The organism is Psychrobacillus sp. FSL K6-1464 (assembly GCF_038003145.1).
Classification (GTDB): domain Bacteria; phylum Bacillota; class Bacilli; order Bacillales_A; family Planococcaceae; genus Psychrobacillus; species Psychrobacillus psychrotolerans.
Genome location: NZ_JBBOOP010000001.1, coordinates 3,513,916 through 3,532,151 on the forward strand (window position 1 = coordinate 3,513,916; position 18,236 = coordinate 3,532,151).

General features: G+C 36.9%; 26 protein-coding genes. All 26 read right to left on the minus strand.

Annotation, left to right across the window (positions count from 1 at the left end):
• Nucleotides 1-8: 8 nt before the first annotated feature.
• The 26 genes from MKX39_RS17910 to MKX39_RS18035 all read right to left on the minus strand — a co-directional run bounded on the left by MKX39_RS17910 (nt 9) and on the right by MKX39_RS18035 (nt 18,212).
• On the minus strand, nt 9-395 hold the full coding sequence (locus MKX39_RS17910) for a hypothetical protein (RefSeq protein ID WP_340770850.1): 387 nt from the start codon (nt 393-395) through the stop codon (nt 9-11).
• On the minus strand, nt 396-1,415 hold the full coding sequence (locus tag MKX39_RS17915) for a phage late control D family protein (protein ID WP_340770852.1): 1,020 nt from the start codon (nt 1,413-1,415) through the stop codon (nt 396-398).
• Nucleotides 1,416-1,418: 3 nt separating this feature from the next.
• The gene (locus tag MKX39_RS17920) at nt 1,419-1,625 is read right to left on the minus strand and encodes a tail protein X (RefSeq protein WP_340770854.1); all 207 of its coding nucleotides are present in this window, start codon (nt 1,623-1,625) and stop codon (nt 1,419-1,421) included.
• A gap of 12 nt (nt 1,626-1,637) precedes the next feature.
• Entirely contained in the window at nt 1,638-4,235 is a 2,598-nt protein-coding gene (locus MKX39_RS17925) for a phage tail tape measure protein (protein WP_340770855.1), read from the minus strand.
• 175 nt (nt 4,236-4,410) lie between these two features.
• Complete coding sequence (locus tag MKX39_RS17930) at nt 4,411-4,701, minus strand: hypothetical protein (protein ID WP_340770857.1); 291 nt, start codon at nt 4,699-4,701, stop codon at nt 4,411-4,413.
• Between the two features lie 16 nt (nt 4,702-4,717).
• Entirely contained in the window at nt 4,718-5,236 is a 519-nt protein-coding gene (locus MKX39_RS17935) for a phage major tail tube protein (RefSeq protein WP_340770859.1), read from the minus strand.
• A 3-nt stretch (nt 5,237-5,239) separates the two neighbouring features.
• A complete protein-coding gene (locus MKX39_RS17940; RefSeq protein WP_340770861.1) occupies nt 5,240-6,703 on the minus strand; it encodes a phage tail sheath family protein in 1,464 nt (487 codons plus the stop codon).
• Nucleotides 6,693-7,019: a hypothetical protein gene (locus tag MKX39_RS17945; RefSeq protein ID WP_340770863.1), complete on the minus strand. Its 327-nt coding sequence runs from the start codon at nt 7,017-7,019 to the stop codon at nt 6,693-6,695. The genes MKX39_RS17940 and MKX39_RS17945 overlap by 11 nt, the downstream gene beginning before the upstream one ends.
• On the minus strand, nt 7,016-7,480 hold the full coding sequence (locus MKX39_RS17950) for a hypothetical protein (protein ID WP_340770864.1): 465 nt from the start codon (nt 7,478-7,480) through the stop codon (nt 7,016-7,018). The genes MKX39_RS17945 and MKX39_RS17950 overlap by 4 nt, the downstream gene beginning before the upstream one ends.
• Nucleotides 7,480-8,040 carry a phage tail protein gene (locus MKX39_RS17955; protein ID WP_340770866.1) on the minus strand — a complete coding sequence of 187 codons (561 nt, stop codon included), beginning with the start codon at nt 8,038-8,040 and terminating at the stop codon, nt 7,480-7,482. Before MKX39_RS17955 ends, MKX39_RS17950 begins: the two co-directional genes overlap by 1 nt.
• Entirely contained in the window at nt 8,037-8,357 is a 321-nt protein-coding gene (locus tag MKX39_RS17960; RefSeq protein ID WP_340770868.1) for a hypothetical protein, read from the minus strand. Before MKX39_RS17960 ends, MKX39_RS17955 begins: the two co-directional genes overlap by 4 nt.
• A 14-nt stretch (nt 8,358-8,371) precedes the next feature.
• On the minus strand, nt 8,372-8,758 hold the full coding sequence (locus tag MKX39_RS17965) for a hypothetical protein (RefSeq protein WP_340770869.1): 387 nt from the start codon (nt 8,756-8,758) through the stop codon (nt 8,372-8,374).
• A gap of 17 nt (nt 8,759-8,775) precedes the next feature.
• Nucleotides 8,776-9,825, minus strand: coding sequence for a major capsid protein (locus tag MKX39_RS17970; RefSeq protein WP_340770871.1), 1,050 nt, complete (start codon nt 9,823-9,825; stop codon nt 8,776-8,778).
• Between the two features lie 18 nt (nt 9,826-9,843).
• Entirely contained in the window at nt 9,844-10,209 is a 366-nt protein-coding gene (locus MKX39_RS17975; protein ID WP_340770873.1) for a hypothetical protein, read from the minus strand.
• Between the two features lies 1 nt (nt 10,210).
• Nucleotides 10,211-11,275, minus strand: coding sequence for a head maturation protease, ClpP-related (locus tag MKX39_RS17980; RefSeq protein ID WP_340770875.1), 1,065 nt, complete (start codon nt 11,273-11,275; stop codon nt 10,211-10,213).
• 29 nt (nt 11,276-11,304) lie between these two features.
• Complete coding sequence (locus tag MKX39_RS17985; RefSeq protein ID WP_340770877.1) at nt 11,305-11,538, minus strand: Acb2/Tad1 domain-containing protein; 234 nt, start codon at nt 11,536-11,538, stop codon at nt 11,305-11,307.
• The gene (locus tag MKX39_RS17990) at nt 11,516-13,135 is read right to left on the minus strand and encodes a phage portal protein (protein WP_340770879.1); all 1,620 of its coding nucleotides are present in this window, start codon (nt 13,133-13,135) and stop codon (nt 11,516-11,518) included. The genes MKX39_RS17985 and MKX39_RS17990 overlap by 23 nt, the downstream gene beginning before the upstream one ends.
• A gap of 20 nt (nt 13,136-13,155) precedes the next feature.
• Nucleotides 13,156-13,386, minus strand: a complete 231-nt coding sequence (locus MKX39_RS17995) for a DUF6148 family protein (protein WP_340770881.1) — start codon at nt 13,384-13,386, stop codon at nt 13,156-13,158.
• The gene (locus MKX39_RS18000) at nt 13,383-15,161 is read right to left on the minus strand and encodes a phage terminase large subunit family protein (protein WP_340770883.1); all 1,779 of its coding nucleotides are present in this window, start codon (nt 15,159-15,161) and stop codon (nt 13,383-13,385) included. Before MKX39_RS18000 ends, MKX39_RS17995 begins: the two co-directional genes overlap by 4 nt.
• Nucleotides 15,154-15,678 carry a hypothetical protein gene (locus MKX39_RS18005; protein WP_340770885.1) on the minus strand — a complete coding sequence of 175 codons (525 nt, stop codon included), beginning with the start codon at nt 15,676-15,678 and terminating at the stop codon, nt 15,154-15,156. The genes MKX39_RS18000 and MKX39_RS18005 overlap by 8 nt, the downstream gene beginning before the upstream one ends.
• Before the next feature lie 508 nt (nt 15,679-16,186).
• Entirely contained in the window at nt 16,187-16,744 is a 558-nt protein-coding gene (locus MKX39_RS18010; RefSeq protein ID WP_340770887.1) for a tyrosine-type recombinase/integrase, read from the minus strand.
• Nucleotides 16,741-17,292 (minus strand): sigma factor-like helix-turn-helix DNA-binding protein, encoded by a 552-nt coding sequence (locus tag MKX39_RS18015; RefSeq protein WP_340770889.1) that lies wholly within the window; start codon nt 17,290-17,292, stop codon nt 16,741-16,743. The genes MKX39_RS18010 and MKX39_RS18015 overlap by 4 nt, the downstream gene beginning before the upstream one ends.
• A 20-nt stretch (nt 17,293-17,312) precedes the next feature.
• A complete protein-coding gene (locus MKX39_RS18020; protein WP_340770890.1) occupies nt 17,313-17,492 on the minus strand; it encodes a hypothetical protein in 180 nt (59 codons plus the stop codon).
• 10 nt (nt 17,493-17,502) lie between these two features.
• Complete coding sequence (locus tag MKX39_RS18025; RefSeq protein ID WP_340770892.1) at nt 17,503-17,772, minus strand: hypothetical protein; 270 nt, start codon at nt 17,770-17,772, stop codon at nt 17,503-17,505.
• A 90-nt stretch (nt 17,773-17,862) separates the two neighbouring features.
• Complete coding sequence (locus MKX39_RS18030; RefSeq protein WP_340770894.1) at nt 17,863-18,027, minus strand: hypothetical protein; 165 nt, start codon at nt 18,025-18,027, stop codon at nt 17,863-17,865.
• On the minus strand, nt 18,027-18,212 hold the full coding sequence (locus tag MKX39_RS18035; RefSeq protein ID WP_340770896.1) for a DUF3954 domain-containing protein: 186 nt from the start codon (nt 18,210-18,212) through the stop codon (nt 18,027-18,029). The genes MKX39_RS18030 and MKX39_RS18035 overlap by 1 nt, the downstream gene beginning before the upstream one ends.
• Nucleotides 18,213-18,236: the final 24 nt, after the last annotated feature.

The following is an 18,236-nucleotide window of genomic DNA, read 5'->3' on the forward strand; positions in this document are numbered from 1 at the left end:
ATTATCACCTAATTTTCGATAGTCCCTGAAATTACCCCGTTAACAGTAAGATTACCGTTAATTGTAATGGCATTTTCAGAGCTAATTGTAAGATTTTGATTCTGTAAATCGTATTCGATAATTAATCCATCATTAAATTTTCTAACGTATACATTTTTATTTGGAATGGGAGGTAGATTTTCGTCATTATAATATGTCCCAAAGCAAAAACCTTGTTGTGAACCATTAGATAAGAAAATACATACTACTGGATCTCCTATTTCCGGAAACTTTTGTTCAGAGCTGAAAAGTGCTATATCATCTGTAACCATGTCATCAAGGTCAGGGAATGTTACTCGAATAGTCCCTTTTTCCACATTTAAGCCATCCACGATTCCAGCACGAATATTATTCATTTAATACCCTCCTAATATTCTGTGTAATTCCAGTGTAGTTTTAAATCCAGCTAAACTGTGAGAGGCTTTATCTACGTAATACTTTCCACTAAAACTCCCGAAACCTTTTAATTCAATCGTACAAGATGCGAGTATTCGAGTATCACCCACTAGTTCTAGTGTTGCGGTCAGTTGCTTCTTGTTTTTCTTGCGAAGAGTACTTTGAGCCAACCTTTTAGCTTCTTCTAGATTAGAAACCCTTTTATTGATTTTATAAACTTTATCTTTTTTTGGATCAATTTCTTTGGTAGAAAACAAATACTGAATTAGTTTCTTTTTTTGAGAATCAAAATAACTTAGACTCACGCCTGCATATCCAGTATCGGTAAGAGTTGGCTTAAAAGAATAACCAATCACTGTGCAATCATCTTCCTTAAAGGTAGCAACCGTTTTTTTATCTTCATACTCTTTTTCGTTAAAAACGATAAGCTGTTGATCAGTAACCTTAAACGCAAATCCTTCATCCTCACAAACCTGTTGAAAAAAAGCTGCATCTGAGGTGTCTGATTGTTCCTTCTTTTTTAATATTGGGTTCGTTTTACTGTCAAAAAATAACTTCATGCCATATCTATTAGCTATTTCTGTCCCTAATGCTTTAATAGAGACGTTTTTCCATGCTTTGCTACGTTTGGTATGCATAAAATTACTGTTAGCTGGGGTAGAAATTCCTTTTAAATTAACAACAGAAGGTCTTCCACTATATTCAGGTTCGTCGACCATAAAACTGCCACAAGGGAGGCGCTTCTTTTCGCCATCCTTGCGCCAATTTATAGTAACGATATTAGCTTTCAATGTGTCACCTTGTTCAAACTTCCAATTATTTATCCATTTATGTGTGGTGTCACTTATAGAAATAGAAATATCGTCTGCTTCACCACTTGCATTATCGGTAAAGGTAAATGATATTAAATCCTTATTCAAATCCGTTGTTATATCTACTCCTTGATAAGTAACTTCCACATATGCTCTACGAGTTAACATAGCCTAACCTCGCTTCCATGGAGGTAGATCAGTGAACTGTTCTATTACTTCCACATCTGGTATGTTCAATACAATTTCAGAAGGAAATATCATTACGGAAGCATGTTGAGGATTTGCTTTTATTAATGCTTCTGTATGCAATTCGCTACCATAACTATTTTTAGAGATGATATCCCACATATCGCCTTGAATAGTAATATACTGTTTCATTTATTTCGCCTCTCAGTCTGAATGCGGGTTAAAGCTTAATCTTTTCTTGTCTGCTACTATTTCTTTTGCAATTTGTTTAAATTCTTGTGCTCCTGCTTGTTGTGCTTGCTCTACAACCTCTTTTGATGTATTTCCTTGGATTATATAGGTAGGGCTATGGTGAAACTGAACGCCACCTGTGTTATTATTGTTTGAATTTGCTAATAAAGCATCTAATTTGGACAGTGGAAGAACCGCTTCTTGCTCTTTCCCTTCTCCAATCATCGCTAGCGTAGCTCCTGTAGTCACTCCCCCTTTGGCAAGCATAGGAATATTAGGTATACTAAATCCGATGGAATTACCTCCGATTTCCGGGACCCAATCAGGTACGTTCACCTTTAATTTATTAATTCCACCAATCATGGCATTTGCGCTCATAATCAAGGCATTTATTGCTCCTCGACCAGTAGCTTGTACTCCTATAAATAAACCACTAACGAGTCCACTAACAGAGCTAGTCACCGATGTCACCAATCCACTAAGAGCATTAAAGGGGTTAAGCATAGCGATTTGTATATTTGTAAAAATAGATTGTATAGATCCTAATAAGCCACTCATGAATCCTTTGATAGTTCCAATAAATCCACTTATTCTAGTAACAGCTCCACTAATTACAGTAGACAATGTCGTACCGATAGAACTTATTATGCTTGCAAATAAATTTCGTATAGCAGAGACCAAGGACATGAAAATATTTACGCCATATGTTCTTGCAGTTTGGAAAATGGTTATGAATCTACTAACACCCGACTTTGCCGCACCAACAATGGCAGTAATTGCATTCCAGATTATTTTAAATATGCCTGTACCAATTTTATAGAAACCATCCATAAACGTATGGTAGTAGTATTGGACATTGGTAGCGATTTTTGGCCCAAGTCCTTTAAAGAATGCCACAATTCCCTTAACCATAGTTCCGACGCTTTTAACTAACTTTCCTACCATCATCAAGTTCCATAAATTCCAAAGGAATTGAACGGCTCCCCCAAGTATTTTCTTTACGCCTTCCCAAATTCCAGACCAATTGCCAGTAAATAAGGCAGAAAATACTTTTACTAGCCCCAAAATGATATTTAGTGCTCCTTGAATTACCCCTTTAACGTTATTCCAGAGCGATTTAAGGATAAATAGTACAACTGGTGCTAAAACCTGAACTACTTTTATGATAAAAGAAAAAACGTTTTTAACAGCTTGTAGTATTTCAGCTCCATTTTTATCCCAAAAAACTTTAATTTGTGACCATATTTCGATAATGAAATTGACTGCATCCAGTAAAATAGGTAACACAATGCCTTTTATAGCTAGAAAGGCAGGGGCAAAGAAATCTTTTAATTCATTTACTTTGGATGAGATTTTCCCGAAGTACTCAATTGATTTTCCTGATACACTTTTCATTGTCTTTTGAATAATGGGCATGGACTTTTCTACGCCTTTAACAGCCTTTCGAAGAGTCGGCATTAACTTAACCCCAATCGGTTGTATCAAATGGATGTCGATTGTTCTCCCAACCGCTTTAAATACTTCCCCAATGGTGTCTATCTTTGTATTAGCTAATTTATCCATACTTTCTTTCGTCATATCAAATTGAGTTTTTACAGTTCCCATAGCTGCAATGACATCTGCTTCTAAATCTTCAAATTGAGTTCCGAAAAGAGCTACTCCAGTTTCATTTTTCTTCACGGGATCTTCCATTGATGAGATTGCTTGTACTACTTTTTGAAATGATTCTTGAGCTTTTGGTCCACCTTTAGCGAATGTTTGCATCATAGCATCAGAGTTCATGCCTAACGCTTTAAACGCTGCTATCGATGTTTTCGAACCATCTTTAGCACGAATATTGAACTCTTTTACTGCATCTCCTACTTTATCCAAATTGAAAGCTCCATTTTCCAAACCAGCACTAAACGTACTAAACATTTGGTCAGCGGAAAATCCAAGCTTTGAAAAGTAAGGTGAATATTCATTAGCGCTATCTAACAATTCGTCGGATTTATTTAGCCCTTTTTTAGCTCCTTGGGACAATAAATTGTAAGCTTGATCGGATGTTATGCCAAAGTTTCGCATCATTGTATCACTTGCTTTTACAGACTGTGTGATATCTTCGCCAAATACATCACGATATAAGATTGCATTTTGAGACGCTCTCTCAAGTTCTTTTCCAGATAGCTTTGTTACGCTTTGTACACTGGATATAGCACTCCCAAGATCTGCCCAATCTTCACCCATATTTTTTTGATATAGATTCTTAGAAATCTTTTTTATTTCGGCCATATTCACAATACTTTCATCTGTGCGAGCCTCAATTAACCCCATTGCGTCTGCAAATTCACTTGAACTTTTTAATGCAGCCCCCATTCCAGCCACCAATGATGTTGCTCCAGCTGCCACCGCTAAGATTGGTCCTCTTAAAGCTGAAAAACCTTTGCTTAGCCTTCCTGTACTGTTATTAAGATCTCTGGAGTTTCTGTTTAGGTCATTTACACTGTTATTGGCATTCGCGAAGGCAGACCGCATAGATGAATTGACTCTTGCTCCGAGTTCGAAAGCAATTTCATAATTTCTTTGACTCATTTTGGTTTATTCGCCTCCCCGATTTCATCAATAACACTTCTTAGTTCCTCCGGTTTTAATGCTTCAAAGTAGCTGATACTCGTAAAAGTGGACAAAGAAAGACGGACACACACTTTTCTAAGTGTTCGTCCGTCTACTTGTTTTATATATTTATTGTTTTTTATTTCTATGAATCCTAGCTGTTGAAAAAACCCATAACCAAGCGTTTTAATTTTACACCTTCTACAGCTGGTAACTGTTGAAAGAACTCCACAGGCTTTCCGCTAGCTTGCGAAGCCACGATACAAGCATATCCTGTTGTCATTTCATTCATGACTGCAAACTGTCCAATCTCCCCAAATTGACCATCTGCTTTTATTAAATCCCCTGTTGTTAGGTTTTCAATACCAGATAGATCAACACTTTTATGTTCATTTCCCTCAAAGTTAAAAGGGTTTTTAAATTCTATAATAAATTCTTTACTCATTCTCTTCTTCCTCTCTTTAAATGGAATTTCTAACGTCTGCTAATAGGTCTTCTCCGTTTACTATAAAAATGAAATTTAATTTATCGAATTCTAGTAATACTTTTCCAGATTCTTCGATTTTGATATAAAGTACTTCTAGTTTATTAGTTGTTTCAGTAGGAGTACCAACACCCAGGTTACCTAATGTTAATCCTTTTGGAATCCCTCTTAGGGTAATCTTTAACGCTCTTGCACTAGTTTTCCCTTTAGCCACGTCGTAACTTTGTTGAGCTGCACGTAAGACAATTGGTTTTCCCGCATTTTTCATTAGATTAAAAGATGAATCACTTATTGTCCGGAAAGGAATTTCAATTTCCTGTGATCCATAATGTCCTATTGTTGGTGATTCATATTCACCGGCGATGCCAGCTCCTGATACTGTTTCTGTCATTGCTTCAAAATCAGGTAGCGTAATTTCTCCGGAAACACCTACTAACTTTTCCGTGTGGCTATATACATTAAAATTTGCTACTTTTTCTGGAATTGGATTACTCATTAATTACTCACCTCCTGCAAGAGTTGCTGCTAAAATAGATGGATCAAATTCTAAAACATTTTCTATCTGTTCTAAAGGAGTCCAAAATGCGGCTTTTTGAATGAATTTTATATTTCCTGATAGGATGTCATTGAGAGGATTATCGGCTTGTCTAAATTCAATTTTCGCTCCTGCGATAACACCTCTTGCTTGATAACCATTTGATCTTACGTTTTCATCGTCTACGATACTCTCAATTAGTCTATAGCTAATAGGACCATCCAGACTGTCAAAGAAGTTTTGAACGAATGAGTTACCCCACCAATCAAACATACGTCGGACTGCAATAAATCGATCTTTAGGATCCGCTATAAGTGGTAGATCCGCATCAAATGCAGCGGTATTATTACCCCAAATTCTCCATCCGTTCATATTAATTGCAGTAACTATGCCTTTAGCATTCAATACATTAGCTTCAACTTGATCTAAAAAGACTTCTTGACCTTCGTCATTAACCATACCGCTAATAGCAATCTTCGTATTGGAAGCTGAACGGTAGGAGATACCTTCATCTTCTGCATTACGTCGTGCGTATGCTGCTGCAACTAATGTACTGTAGTTTAGTATCTTGCCTTTAATTTTCGGCTTTGGCCAACAAGTCATAGATGACTTGTCCGTATAATAATTATCTTCTTTAAAAACTAAAGCCTCTTCTTTTGTTTTTCCAACTAGATCTAAAACATTAGTAGCATTAAAGCTACCATTGATTTTATAGGATTTTGCGACTAATATAGCTGCAACTTCCGGAAGATGTGTATATCCAGGAGCTAGTAAGATATTTGGAACTACATTTAATGATGGATAGATGGTTTTAATCAGCTCTAAACCACTAAATGAATTTGTAGATGCATCATATCCTCCAATAATTTCTGCTGGAGTAACCAAACTAGAGTCTAATTGTTCATAAGCTACATTTACAGATGTTGTACCAGGAGTAATAGCGCCTCCTGTTAATATAGTAATAACCACATGCCCTGCATCGTTAAATGCAGCGATATAGTCAGTCCCTTTCACATGCGTAGTTGCTCCCGCGCTATCTTTTACAACCACTTTGTCTAATAAGATTCCTTCTTCCTGGATAACTGCAATTCTATTAGTTATCGCCACTATGGAATCTGGCACCGTTTTTTTGTGGATTTTAGGGTCAAGTATATTAACGAATACAACAGGCGCTACTTTAAAGAGCTCAAATGAGGTATACATTGCTTCGCACAAAGTAAACTTCTTAAAATCCTTAGAATACCCGAACTTTTCTTTTGCTTGTTCTAAAGTTCTCAATAAAACTGGTTTATTAACAATTGATTCAGTGTTCGAAACTAGATTCACTGGTGCAGTTCCAAACACCACTTGTACTGCAGAAAATGATTCTAGTGGTTGTTCAATAGATGTTGGATTCTCTAATACTGAAATTCCATGATTATAGGGCATTCGAATTTGCTCCTTTCGTTTTATGAACAAGGTCATAAAGTTGTTGCTCTCTTGTGCCTTTGATTTTGAGATTGCGTTGAATTAACGGTAATTCTTTAGGTTCTACAAATAATTCTTTTAAAGCTGGATTTATTTCTATATGTTTTTTTACATGAGAGGGTAAATCCCCTATAAATACTTGATATTGTTGTAAGTTTTTTAAAGATGGACCGAAATAAATTAGTTGTTGTTTGTTAGAATTTTCTACAACTTCACTTGTTGACTTTAATTTTGCATGTTTTTTTTCAGTTGCTGACATCTCTACTTTTTCTGTCATATCATTGCCTCCAAATCTTCTCGTAATATTTGTGGTATATCAAAAGTTGTTTCAATCCACGCGAAATAATACGGATAATTATCTTGATCGTTGTAAAACCATTTAGGAGAGTCTTGGATTTCATATTTATCGTCAATTACCGGATTTTTTACTAAAAGTTGCATTAGCCTTTCGGCAATCGATAAAGTGTCTCGAAACCCTTCGTTATCTGCGTTACTGTCTTGTGTGGCTATAATAAGCAACACTTTTACTTGGCCGTTCTCACCCTCATCTAAATAAACAATAACAGCAGGATAATTTGTTTCTTCAGATTTTCTAGAGTCTGATTTAACTTTTCGCGGTAAATGTTGTTCAAAAACCTGAACTTTCTTTAAGACGCCTTCTTGGGACGTTAACTCCATGCCGACTAATGCCTCTGTTATTTTTCTTTTTAGTGATTTTTGAAGATCTAAACTAGTCATTATGTAGCCCCCCCTAGAATACGATCAATTTCGTGATCTAATCGTCTTTCAAATGTTTCTCGCCCCTCAAGCTGTATACGTTGAACAATTTCTTCTCTTCCAATCATCTGAGGAATAGACGGACCAAATAAGCGCTCGATTGGTAATCTTGTTTTTTTTACTCGAATAAATAGCTTTGGCCCATTTATCTCTGCCATAAATGCACCCTTAAACTTCTTTGCACCATCTTTTTTAACCGCGATACTAATAGTAGATTTTCTTCTCGGGTTTACTGATTTCGGACTAACTTTGAACTTATCTAATGGTATAGCGCCGCCAACAGAAGCAACACTTGCACTTAAATTTGATTTATTTGCTCTATTTTTTCGGAGTGTTACATTAATATCTCCAGCTTTTATATGGTATTCTTTGCGCACTTCAGCTTTAATATTTGCTTGCATGTTCGACATACCTCTATTAAGAGCGCTTGCGACCACATTGGGAGTCTTCTTTTTGAACTGGCCAAGTCGATTTTGTATCACATTTAGTTGATTTTCATCTACCACTGCATTAAATATCATCCGCTCACCCTCTCACCAGACACAGTAAGTAACCCTACGTCTTCTTGAACGTCTGTTATCTTCCAGTCAACGTTATCGAATACCACTAAATTATCAGGGCGAGGATAAAATGATAATGCGTTTCTTTTAACATAAAAAAGGAGTTCCTCTGTATGGAACCCCTCTGCACCTTTGAATAACTTGCGTTCAACCATCTTTTCATCATCCATTACAACTACTACTAATTCATCTTCAATTAATACAGGAGTGCCAAATTCTTCTGGATTTAAAAAAACTGAATCCAAATCAGATTCAGCAAAATCTTTAAAACTAGGCATATGAATACCTCCCATTAGTCTTCTAGTTGATCTAGGAAGAACTGTTCATTTTTAGTTTCGATGATTAATTCAATTAACGCTTTCTTTGAAATATTACCTTTAAAATCTAATCCTTTTTCATTTGCGCCATCCACTAGTTCTGGATATTCGAAATTTATATCAAGAGTAACTTCTACTGGTTCCTCATCCTGTGTTTGAAGGCCCGAATTTGTACCAGAATCTGAATCAAGGACTGAAACTGTTTCCTCTTCTTCTTTAGTCGCTTTTGTAATGGCGTTCATTGTTAGCAAACGCCCAGCTTGTTGTTCTGTCAATTCTGATTCTGGAATAAAATCTTTTTCCAAATATCGCTTTCCATTATGACGAATTGGTTTTCTAGTAACTGTATATCCTTTTATCATTTTTCATCTTCCTTCCCTTAAATTACTGTTGCTACGAACCAAGAATCTACATTTTTTGGCAGAGGAACTGGACGCGAAGTTAAGCGCACCATTCTAGCATCGCTTTCTACGTTTGCCCAAAACTTCGGTACACGTGAACCTTCATATGTCACGAATTGACCTGCTTGTTCCAATTGGGTTACTGATCCGTAAACAAAACCGCCTAGTCCAATATGTGCCATTAATATTTTGTCACTTGGAACAAATGATTTTTCAACATTATCTTCATCAACGTACCAATCATTGTATAAGTAAAGCTCTAAACCAAGCTCTGGCAATTTTCCGATGAAGGAAACATGATCATCTTGCAAAGTTGGTTGAATATGCCCTAATGACACATTCAATTTATTAAATAACTCAATAACTTTTGGGTTATTCATGAATTCTGTGTATGCATCATTTCCGAAAATTACAATATTCGGTGCAACGCTGCTCTTTTGTAACGTTTCCAAGCGAGCTTTACGCAAGTATTCATAAGGGTTTGAATTAGGATCCGTCCATAAATCTGTACCGCTAAGAACGTCAAAATTATCAAAGCCATAGTCAATTTCTTGTTCAATGTATTCTTTGAATGTGTTGTCGGCATACCCTTTTACAACGACTTTCCCTTCAAATAATAACTCTGATACCATCCACTCTTCACGGCGGTCAATATGTTCGCCTAGATCCTCTAAATCTTTAGATAGCAATTCAACTTGACGTTCTGCAGGAGTTTTTTTACTATAAACCGTTTCACCCATACTACGCTGATTAATATCATCGATTGTCATTACACGTTGAGGAGCAATACGTGGTGGAGCTAACTCTTTTGTTGTGAAACCTTCACGGGATACTGTTACACCGCCAACTCGTGGTGCAACAAATGGAGCCATTTTTCGACGTCCTTTTTTGTAATCTAATTCAACTTTTTCTGTAATAACGGTTTGATCACTTAGACGCGGGAAAAATGTGTCGCGTAAAAAGCTTGATGCATGTGGCATTACCTCCACTGCTGGTAACATTGTGCGTGTTTGATATAAGTTTGTCATTGTTTTAACCCCTCCAAATTAAAGTACTGCTTTAAGATACAGTCCGAATTTTTTTAAGTCTGCCTCATGATCATCGATACTACCTGCTCCATCAATAATTAATGCAAAGCGATTAAATGCTCCAGATGCATAAGTAATAACACTTACTGGAGTACCGACCACCGTTCCTGTATCAACGTCATCTGCTAAAATATACTCAGCCGTGGCAACTGTAGTTCCACCAACTAAAATAACTTTTCCATCGGCAGCTCTTCCGAGAACTGACCCACGTAATAAAACACCTTGTCCAGTTTCTATTGACACAGCTGCTTTTAAAACTGGAATAGATGCATCGGCAATTAAACCATCATATTTAAATTCACTTGTGCTATTCACTAGATTCATATTATTTACCTCCCCATAGATCTACTAATGCTGAAACCGCTTTATCTTCGGCTGTTACATTATCCGTTTCTGGTGCTGCGCTTGGCGTTACTTGGTTTAATGGTTGCGCGTCTTTTTTAGCGTTATTCAAATAATTGCTACCAGCTTCTTTTTGCGCTTTAATCATTTTTACAGCTAATTGTTCAGCCGTTACTGGCGTCTCATATTTTGCTGCTTCAACCATTGATTCGTTGCCAGGTAGTGCCATTTCATCTATCGCTTTCATACGTTCGTTCTCAGCCTTTACGCCATCTGTAAATCCTAAGTTTTTAACTTCCTTAAAAAGTTCTGGATGTTCGTTTTTCAATTTTTCTAAATCCATTGTTAAATCCTCCTCTTTCACATTCGTTGTTGGAACAATAGTTGTTGCTGAATTAACTGTTTGTAAAGACTTGTCTCTTGCAAGCTCATTTCTTACCTTTTCTATTACTTCTGGAGGTAATATTCCGTTAACTAGTTCATTACTGCCATCTGCCACCGCTATAGGCTGATTTTCAAACATAACATTGTCAATAAAACCATGCTCCAAAGCCTGTTGGGAAGTTAACCATGTCTCTTTATCCATCATGTTTTTTAATTCGTCAGCGCTTTTTTTGGTTTTTATCATATATGCATTCGCAATTGATTGATTAACATTTTGTAGAAATTCTGATGTGTGATCCATATTTCTATAATCACCTGATGCAATTGTTGAAGCATTGTGAATCATTAGTTGCCCAGTTGGAGCCATCGATACATCACCATCATCACCAGCCATTGCAACAACGCTCGCTGCAGATGCTGCCATACCGACAATGAATATTGCTACTTTACCAGGAAATGCTTTTAAACTTGAATAAATTTCAGATGCTGCAAAGACGGAACCACCACCACTATTAATGAAAACATCAATTTGTTTTGATTTATTTCGCTCGGCTTCCTCGATTGCTGAATTTACTTTGCTCGGACTTACAGCTGGAATAGCGAACCAGTCATATATCCATTGGTCAGCATCGCCGATAATTGGTCCCTTGATGTCAATTTTCATCCTCTTCCACCTCCTCTCTAATGAGCTTTTTAATTTCTAGCTATTGAAGCATTTGCCCACATTACAGAGTCTTCTAATTGAGTCATTGCTACCGACTTTTCTCGACTCTCCGGGCAAACTTCATCAATTAAATATGCTAACTCTTTAGCTTTTTCTCGAATAGCTTCATATTTCTCTGGTTGTCCCTCTTTTGGGGAATGGTATTTAAAACTATTTTCAATTTTGGCGTTACGTTTAGCATTACTTGTCATCTCTGTCATCATCCTCCTCGTCGTCTTCTTTTGCCGGTTCTAACAACGGTGTAGGTTGTTTCATGCTTGCTGAATCTAACCCTGCCTCACGACGTGCTCGCTCTTCACGTACACGCAAACTATGATTTTCAAAGAAATTTGTACCAGTTAATTCATTTGCTTCTCGTGTGCGCGTACTTAATCCTTCATCGATACGCTTAGCGGCTGCATTTACTTCTTTCAATGGATCCAATTGACCTTGTGTTGGTCCGTGCCACTCTGCTTTTGAATATGATTTTCTTACCATCGGATCTGTAAAATAACCCGGTGCATAGATACGACCTTTCGCGATGCCTTCAACTAAGAACTCTTCATAAATTGGCTGACAAAAATTCGTAGCCACAAACTGACGTCTACGTTTAAACATTTTCCAAGCCTCTAATAACGCACCACGTGAAGCTGAATAACTCGATGTAAAATGTTTCATCAACACTTCGTAAGGAATTTCAAGTGCTACTCCTATTTGACGGCACATACTTGTAACAAATCCGTCAAATGCCACATTTGGTCTACCAGGATTTGATTCTTGTATTTTTTCGCCTTCACGTAAGAAATTTACCGTTCCATTCCCTACTTGAATATCTTCATCGGAGTCATTTCCAAATTCAATTTCATCATCTGGTGAAATTCCACGACCCATTGTGTCTGCTTCAGGTGATTCGCTCGTCACAAACAATGTATACATCCCTGAGATAACCGCAGCCATTAGTTCTGCGTCAGAATATCTAGTTAATTGTTTTAACGTCTCAATAACTGGCGCAAGAATGGGTACACCTCTTCGTTGTTCCGGTCTTTCCATCTCAATTAAATGTAATATGTTTGGTCTCCCACTACTTTTTCCGTATTTTTCTATACGAATCCATTTATTTTGTATGGAAGTTATTGATTTAGGGTGTTTATTAGCAACGTGGTATGCAATTACTTCACCCTTTTTATCTGTTTCAACGCCATTTACAATAGTGGTATCTGTATATGTTTCAAATCCACCTGGAGAACATATTCTGTCAGCTTCGAGTAACTGTATTGTTAACTCATAAGGTACTCCAACACGTTTGTGATATGGCAATGTTGCAAATGTGTCACCAGAAACAAGCATTGATAAAAAAGATAACTGCTGTAATTGGTAAAAGTCATTCATTCTAGTAACATCACAAGCTTTCGATTCGGACCATAATGCAAATTCTCGTTCAACATGGGTTTCCCATGCATCTGCCTCTTCTTCTGTTAATTTTAAAAACTCCGCATCAATTGAAGCGTTTAGTCGTAACCCTGAACCGACAACATTAGTTACAAGCGTCCGAAGTGCACCTGTCGAAATGGGTGAACCCATATAGAGATCCCGCGAACGTTCACGTAAAGTCCCAATGTTGCGTTCGATATCTTCTAATGGTGAACCAAGGGAACTTATCCAACCTTCTAAGCTTTTTCTAGTCCGGCTAGCTCCATGACGACCGTAACCTTGCCCTTCTCCAACTTGATTGTTGGGTGCTTTTCGACTTGATTGTTGTTTTATTGTTGATATCGGTTCCTCAATTTCGGTACTTATTGGATCCACTTTTTCATTTAGCAATTGATTTCACCTCATTTCTTTTATAAATCTCGTGGTATATAACGCTTTGCACGTCTAATTCGACCACCACTAGCTGTAATGGTTAGTGCGGCAACTTTATTTTCCCAATAATCTATTTGCTTTCGAATTTCTGCTAAATTTGCTCGTGTAAGTGAACGAGAACCAATTGAATAGCTTTGACCAGTAGAAACTGCTAATTCTGCATCTAACCATGCAACATAATGGGCTTTCGCACGTTCTAAGGTAATCATCTAGCTCGCACTCTCCTTTTTTTCTTCTTCTTTTTAGCTTCGTTTTGGAAATATTCAAGCTCTAAGTTGGGATTCAGAAACTCTAAACAAGCTAAATTGTATACTCGAAGATCAAAAGGTTCGTTTCGAGCTCGTATTTTTACCCATACATTGTAAGGAATCCCTCGTTCATATCGTGTTTCTAATCGCTCAGCAGTTAAACCGTTAAAATATTGTTCGTGATACCCTCTCCCTTTTGGGAAGTGACAATAGTTAGGACCAAAATCTGTCTGCTGTAAGTTGCTTAAAACTCTATTTTTCCCATCATTTACACCCAAAGAAATAAGATAATTTCGGACAACTTTAGTTCGACTTATACCATTAATCAATGGAACGTTTTCTCCCTTTTTAGCTGATGCACCTTTAATAGCATGAACTCTTTTCAATTCATGCTTACGAGTAAATTTATATACTTCTTGTGTAAAGTGACCTCCTGAATCCATAAACGCTCCAACGATACCAAAACGTTTACCGTCTCTTTTAGACCAGGTACGACTTAAGTATTCACTTAGTTCGTCCCAAACTTGAGGCCGTTTTAAATCACCAGGAATGATGTGGTACTCAATACCCCAAGATTCTTTCGATTTGCCCCAACCCATGACTTCAATTTCAAAACGATCATCTTGCACATCGATAGCTGCAGTTATAATATTTACCCCATCTGGAACTTCAGCTTCGTAATCTTCTTGCCTACTCATCAGTTCATGTTCGTTTACTTCCTTGCCTTCTTCCTCCCAAACCTCACCTAGTGATGTATTAATAAATACTTTTAATTCCTCTTTGCCATTTTTTAATGCTGATTTAAAGGCAACAATAATTTCTTCCCATTTACGCCATGGCGATAATAGTTCGTTTAAGTGGAATCCTCGTTTAAGAGCATCAGGAACTTCAGCAATCCAACGACCTTCTTGGTTTTTCCATTCAAATTGTGTATGCATAGAGCCACATTCAATACATGCGTGGGTTACAGATTCAAAATGAATTTGAGCCCATTTTAAAGGTTGTTCATGACCACATGATGGACATGGCAAGTGATATCGTTCTTTTGTACTCGATTCAAACTCTTTTTCAATTCTGGATGTACCTTTATCCGTGGGTGTCGAAACTTTTATCTTTTTACGATTGTAGAAAGTAGTTGTACGTTTTTCCGCTAAAGATAATGGGTCACCCTCACCGCCTGCAGAAGCTGGAAAACGATCAATTTCATCCGCTAATAAAACACGAATAGGACGCGATGCTAATCCAGAAGGCGCATTTGCACCAGCAAGCGCTACAAATCCTCCTGGAAATGATTTTTGTAAAATTGTATTTTCACCATCACGTGATTTCGAATTTGAGACTTTATTTCGTAATGATGGGCAAGCTCTGAACATAGGTGCGAGACGTTCTTTTGAAAAGTTCTTTGCAGCTTGTTCAGTTGGTTGCAACATCATTATTGGATAAGGTTCCATGTCTATAAAATAGCCTAGACCATTTAATAGTATTTCTGATTTCCCTACTTGCGCTGAAGACATAATTACAATATCTTCATAGCGAGGATCTGTAATAGCATTCATAATTTCGCGTTGATACGGAGCTCTACTTGTATCCCATTGTCCAGGTTCAGCAGAAGTTTCAGATGGTAGCACTCGAAATTTGTCAGCCCATTCCGAAACTGTTAAATCAGGTGGAGGAGACAAATTTTCTTTAATACTATTTTGAATTAGCTTTAATGTTGCTAAGTATTCTTTACTCATTCAATCTATCTTCTTCTTCAATAAATACATCTTCTGAGTAAAAATCCTTTGCATTATATTCGGCTAATTCTGTCATTGCTTCGTGTATTCCTGATTTCAGTATGTCTCTGATTTCTGTTAAATCTGTTTTACCAGCTACACGAGATGCCATTTTGGACGGGAATGCTAAGAGCTTACCTCTGAAATGACCTAACATTTCATTCATTACACGTTCAACATCTTCCGAACGGTGTAAATCCCCCCTCATAACTTGTACCTGCAGCTCCGTTTTTTCACGTCTTGCCCTTGTCCAATAAGCTTCTTCTACTGTTTTATCAACCACTTCTGTACGTTTGCTATCTAAATAAGCAATATATGCTTTAATAGATTTCGGTAAATCATACTTCCCATGCGATACCCTAACCACTGCATTTTCTTTCGTATATTGACGGATTCGAGCCTCTGAAACACCTAAAACTATCGAAATTTCTTTGCTACTAACAATCCACGCAGAATCCTCTGAACCTTTACGTGCCAAGCACTCTCACCCCTTTCAAATTATTAAATTCTCATTTTTTATTTCGAAAACGTAAATCACCGTTTTCGTTTTGTAACTAGACGACTTTCGGGCTCGAAAGCACCCGTAAAGCAATTTAAAACCCAGGAGAACCTAGTGTTTTTATATTCACTTATTGAATACCATATACACTATCAATTAATAATCATGAACCCTTTTTCCATAAGGGTTCATGACCTATGATAGGAGGTGTGATGCACATGAAGTATGCAAGGTTTTAATCATTGCCCTTCACTCTTAGTGGGCAGTTGCTTACATCAACCCTTTGAGTTCTCTTCAGGTCCTAGGGAGTTGAACTCATTTATAAATGCTCAAAGCTTGATAAATCAATAAAGTTAAAAATATTTTCTTTTTAGTTCTGTTAAGACACTCATTGAAGAGAAGTAAAACGTTAATGCACCCCTTAGACCTAACAACGATAGGTACTTGAAACAAATAAAAAAGACAAAGAGAGTCAATCCCCTTTGCCCTACTTAAGGTTCGAAACGTTTTCATCGAACTTAGCTTGTTGCATGCCTATGTATCTCAGTGTTATTTTGGGTGAAGAATGATTGAACAGGTCCTGTAAGTCTGCTAGATCTTTATGAGCTGTGTAATACATATGGCCAAACGTCTTCCTCATCGAATGTGTTGCTATTGGCTCCATATAACCAAGCTCTTCAGCAGCCTTCTTTAAAAATTTATCTACCGTACTACGTTCAATAGCCTTTTTCTTCCCGGTACGTGATCTTTGTCTAGACTCAAACAGATAATCAAACTTACTTTTGTCCTTAATCAATCGCTCTAGAGGTCGCTTTAGTTTTCTATGGATAAATACTTTTCTTCGCTTACCCGTTTTTCCTTCTACTATCTCCAGGTGCATCTTACCCTGTACATCTCTTACTCTTAGTTTTGTAATATCGGAGATGCGAAAGCCTGTATAAATGCCTATTAAAAATAGTACTAAGTTTCTATCACTCGTGTTCTCAAAGTATTCGATAAAGGATTCTCTCCACATTTCATCACGTATAGGTTCTACAGATTTCATAGCATAAACCATCCTTCCGCTTTAATCTTTTCTTTAATTCTTTTCATAGTCACATCTACCGTACCTTTAGGGATTCTTAGACTCTCCGCTATTTCGCTATGTGTCGCCCCATCTGCTTTAAGTGTCAATATTTCTTTTTGTTTATCGTTCAGGATTTTAGTAATTTCCTTTACTGATGCCTCTTTAATTATTTCATTTTCTTTATCCTCATCATCAAAGAGCCTTTCTATTGATTCGACGCTCTCAGACTCATCTTTTCTTAATTGGATCCAATAGGGTTCAAAAGAGACTTCTCTATCTTCAGATGCTCTTCTACTAATTTCTCTTCGAGCTCCTGGACGTTTACCAATAGTGATCCATTCGATTGAGTATTGTAGATTTGAAATCCAACTATTTATAATCTTTTTGTCTTCTTGTAGCCTAATTAAAATGGGAATGGCCTTTTTATTTTTAATTCTTTTAGCTATCTCTATTTTCTTTTCTAAACGCGTGCGTAGTGCGCGGGTTTCCTTCAAAGTTAGTCTGTATTCTACTAATAATTCTCTCAAGTTGAACGAACCACCCTTCATTATCTTTGTCTAAAGGCTCCACCCTTGCCTCTTGTATAGGTAGGTTGACTGCAACCCATTAGCTCTTTCAAATCTCTGCTTGATAATTGTTCTTTGACCTTTTTTCGGATAATTGGATAATTGTCCTTAGATGGCTTTTTATATCCTTTTTCAGTAAGTTCACTTTGAATAGTTCTCATATTTTCACCCTCAATTGATTATTTTTCGGACCATACTTCTTGGCTTGCGATCTATTACCTGGTGCTGCATCTTTTGAACAGACAATTTTTTATAATAGGGAGTTTTTTTCCGCATCGGTTTTTCTTCTTCAAATTGATAAAACTTGCTCCAATTTTCTTTAATAAACGTCCAATGTTCTTGAGCCCACTTGATAAAGTTTTTAAATGCATCAGTGATTGATTTAACAATCATCCTCATTGTTTCTTGTAGTGCTTCAATTGTTTTTAAGTCGATTTCCATATATACACCCCTTTTATGAATTAAAAAAAGACACCAAATGAGCTATAAATGCTCTTTTAGTGTCCGTCGGTTCTTCCGTAAGGACTTTTCTTATTTTTTTTGGTTAAACAACAACATTTGATACTCCCTAACCAATATAAAAGCTTGTTCTTCTGTAAAATTCTGTTTGACTAAATCTTGTTTGTATTGAAATAATAGAACAGCTATATCAGCTAGTCCTGCAGATAGTTGTTCAAACTCATGAATAGGATCCACTAAATTACCTCCTGCCCATTTAATCTAATACGTTCGCTTCTATCCACATCTAACACTTTCCCATTTTTCCAGATGACTACATCTTGACCATGCTCTTTTGGAGAAACTTTAGTAATATTCCCATCTTTTACTATATAAAAAGCTTCTTCCGACAGATCCACCTTTGCGACCATTTCCTTTTTCACTAAGACTCCTCCTTGTGTTATAAT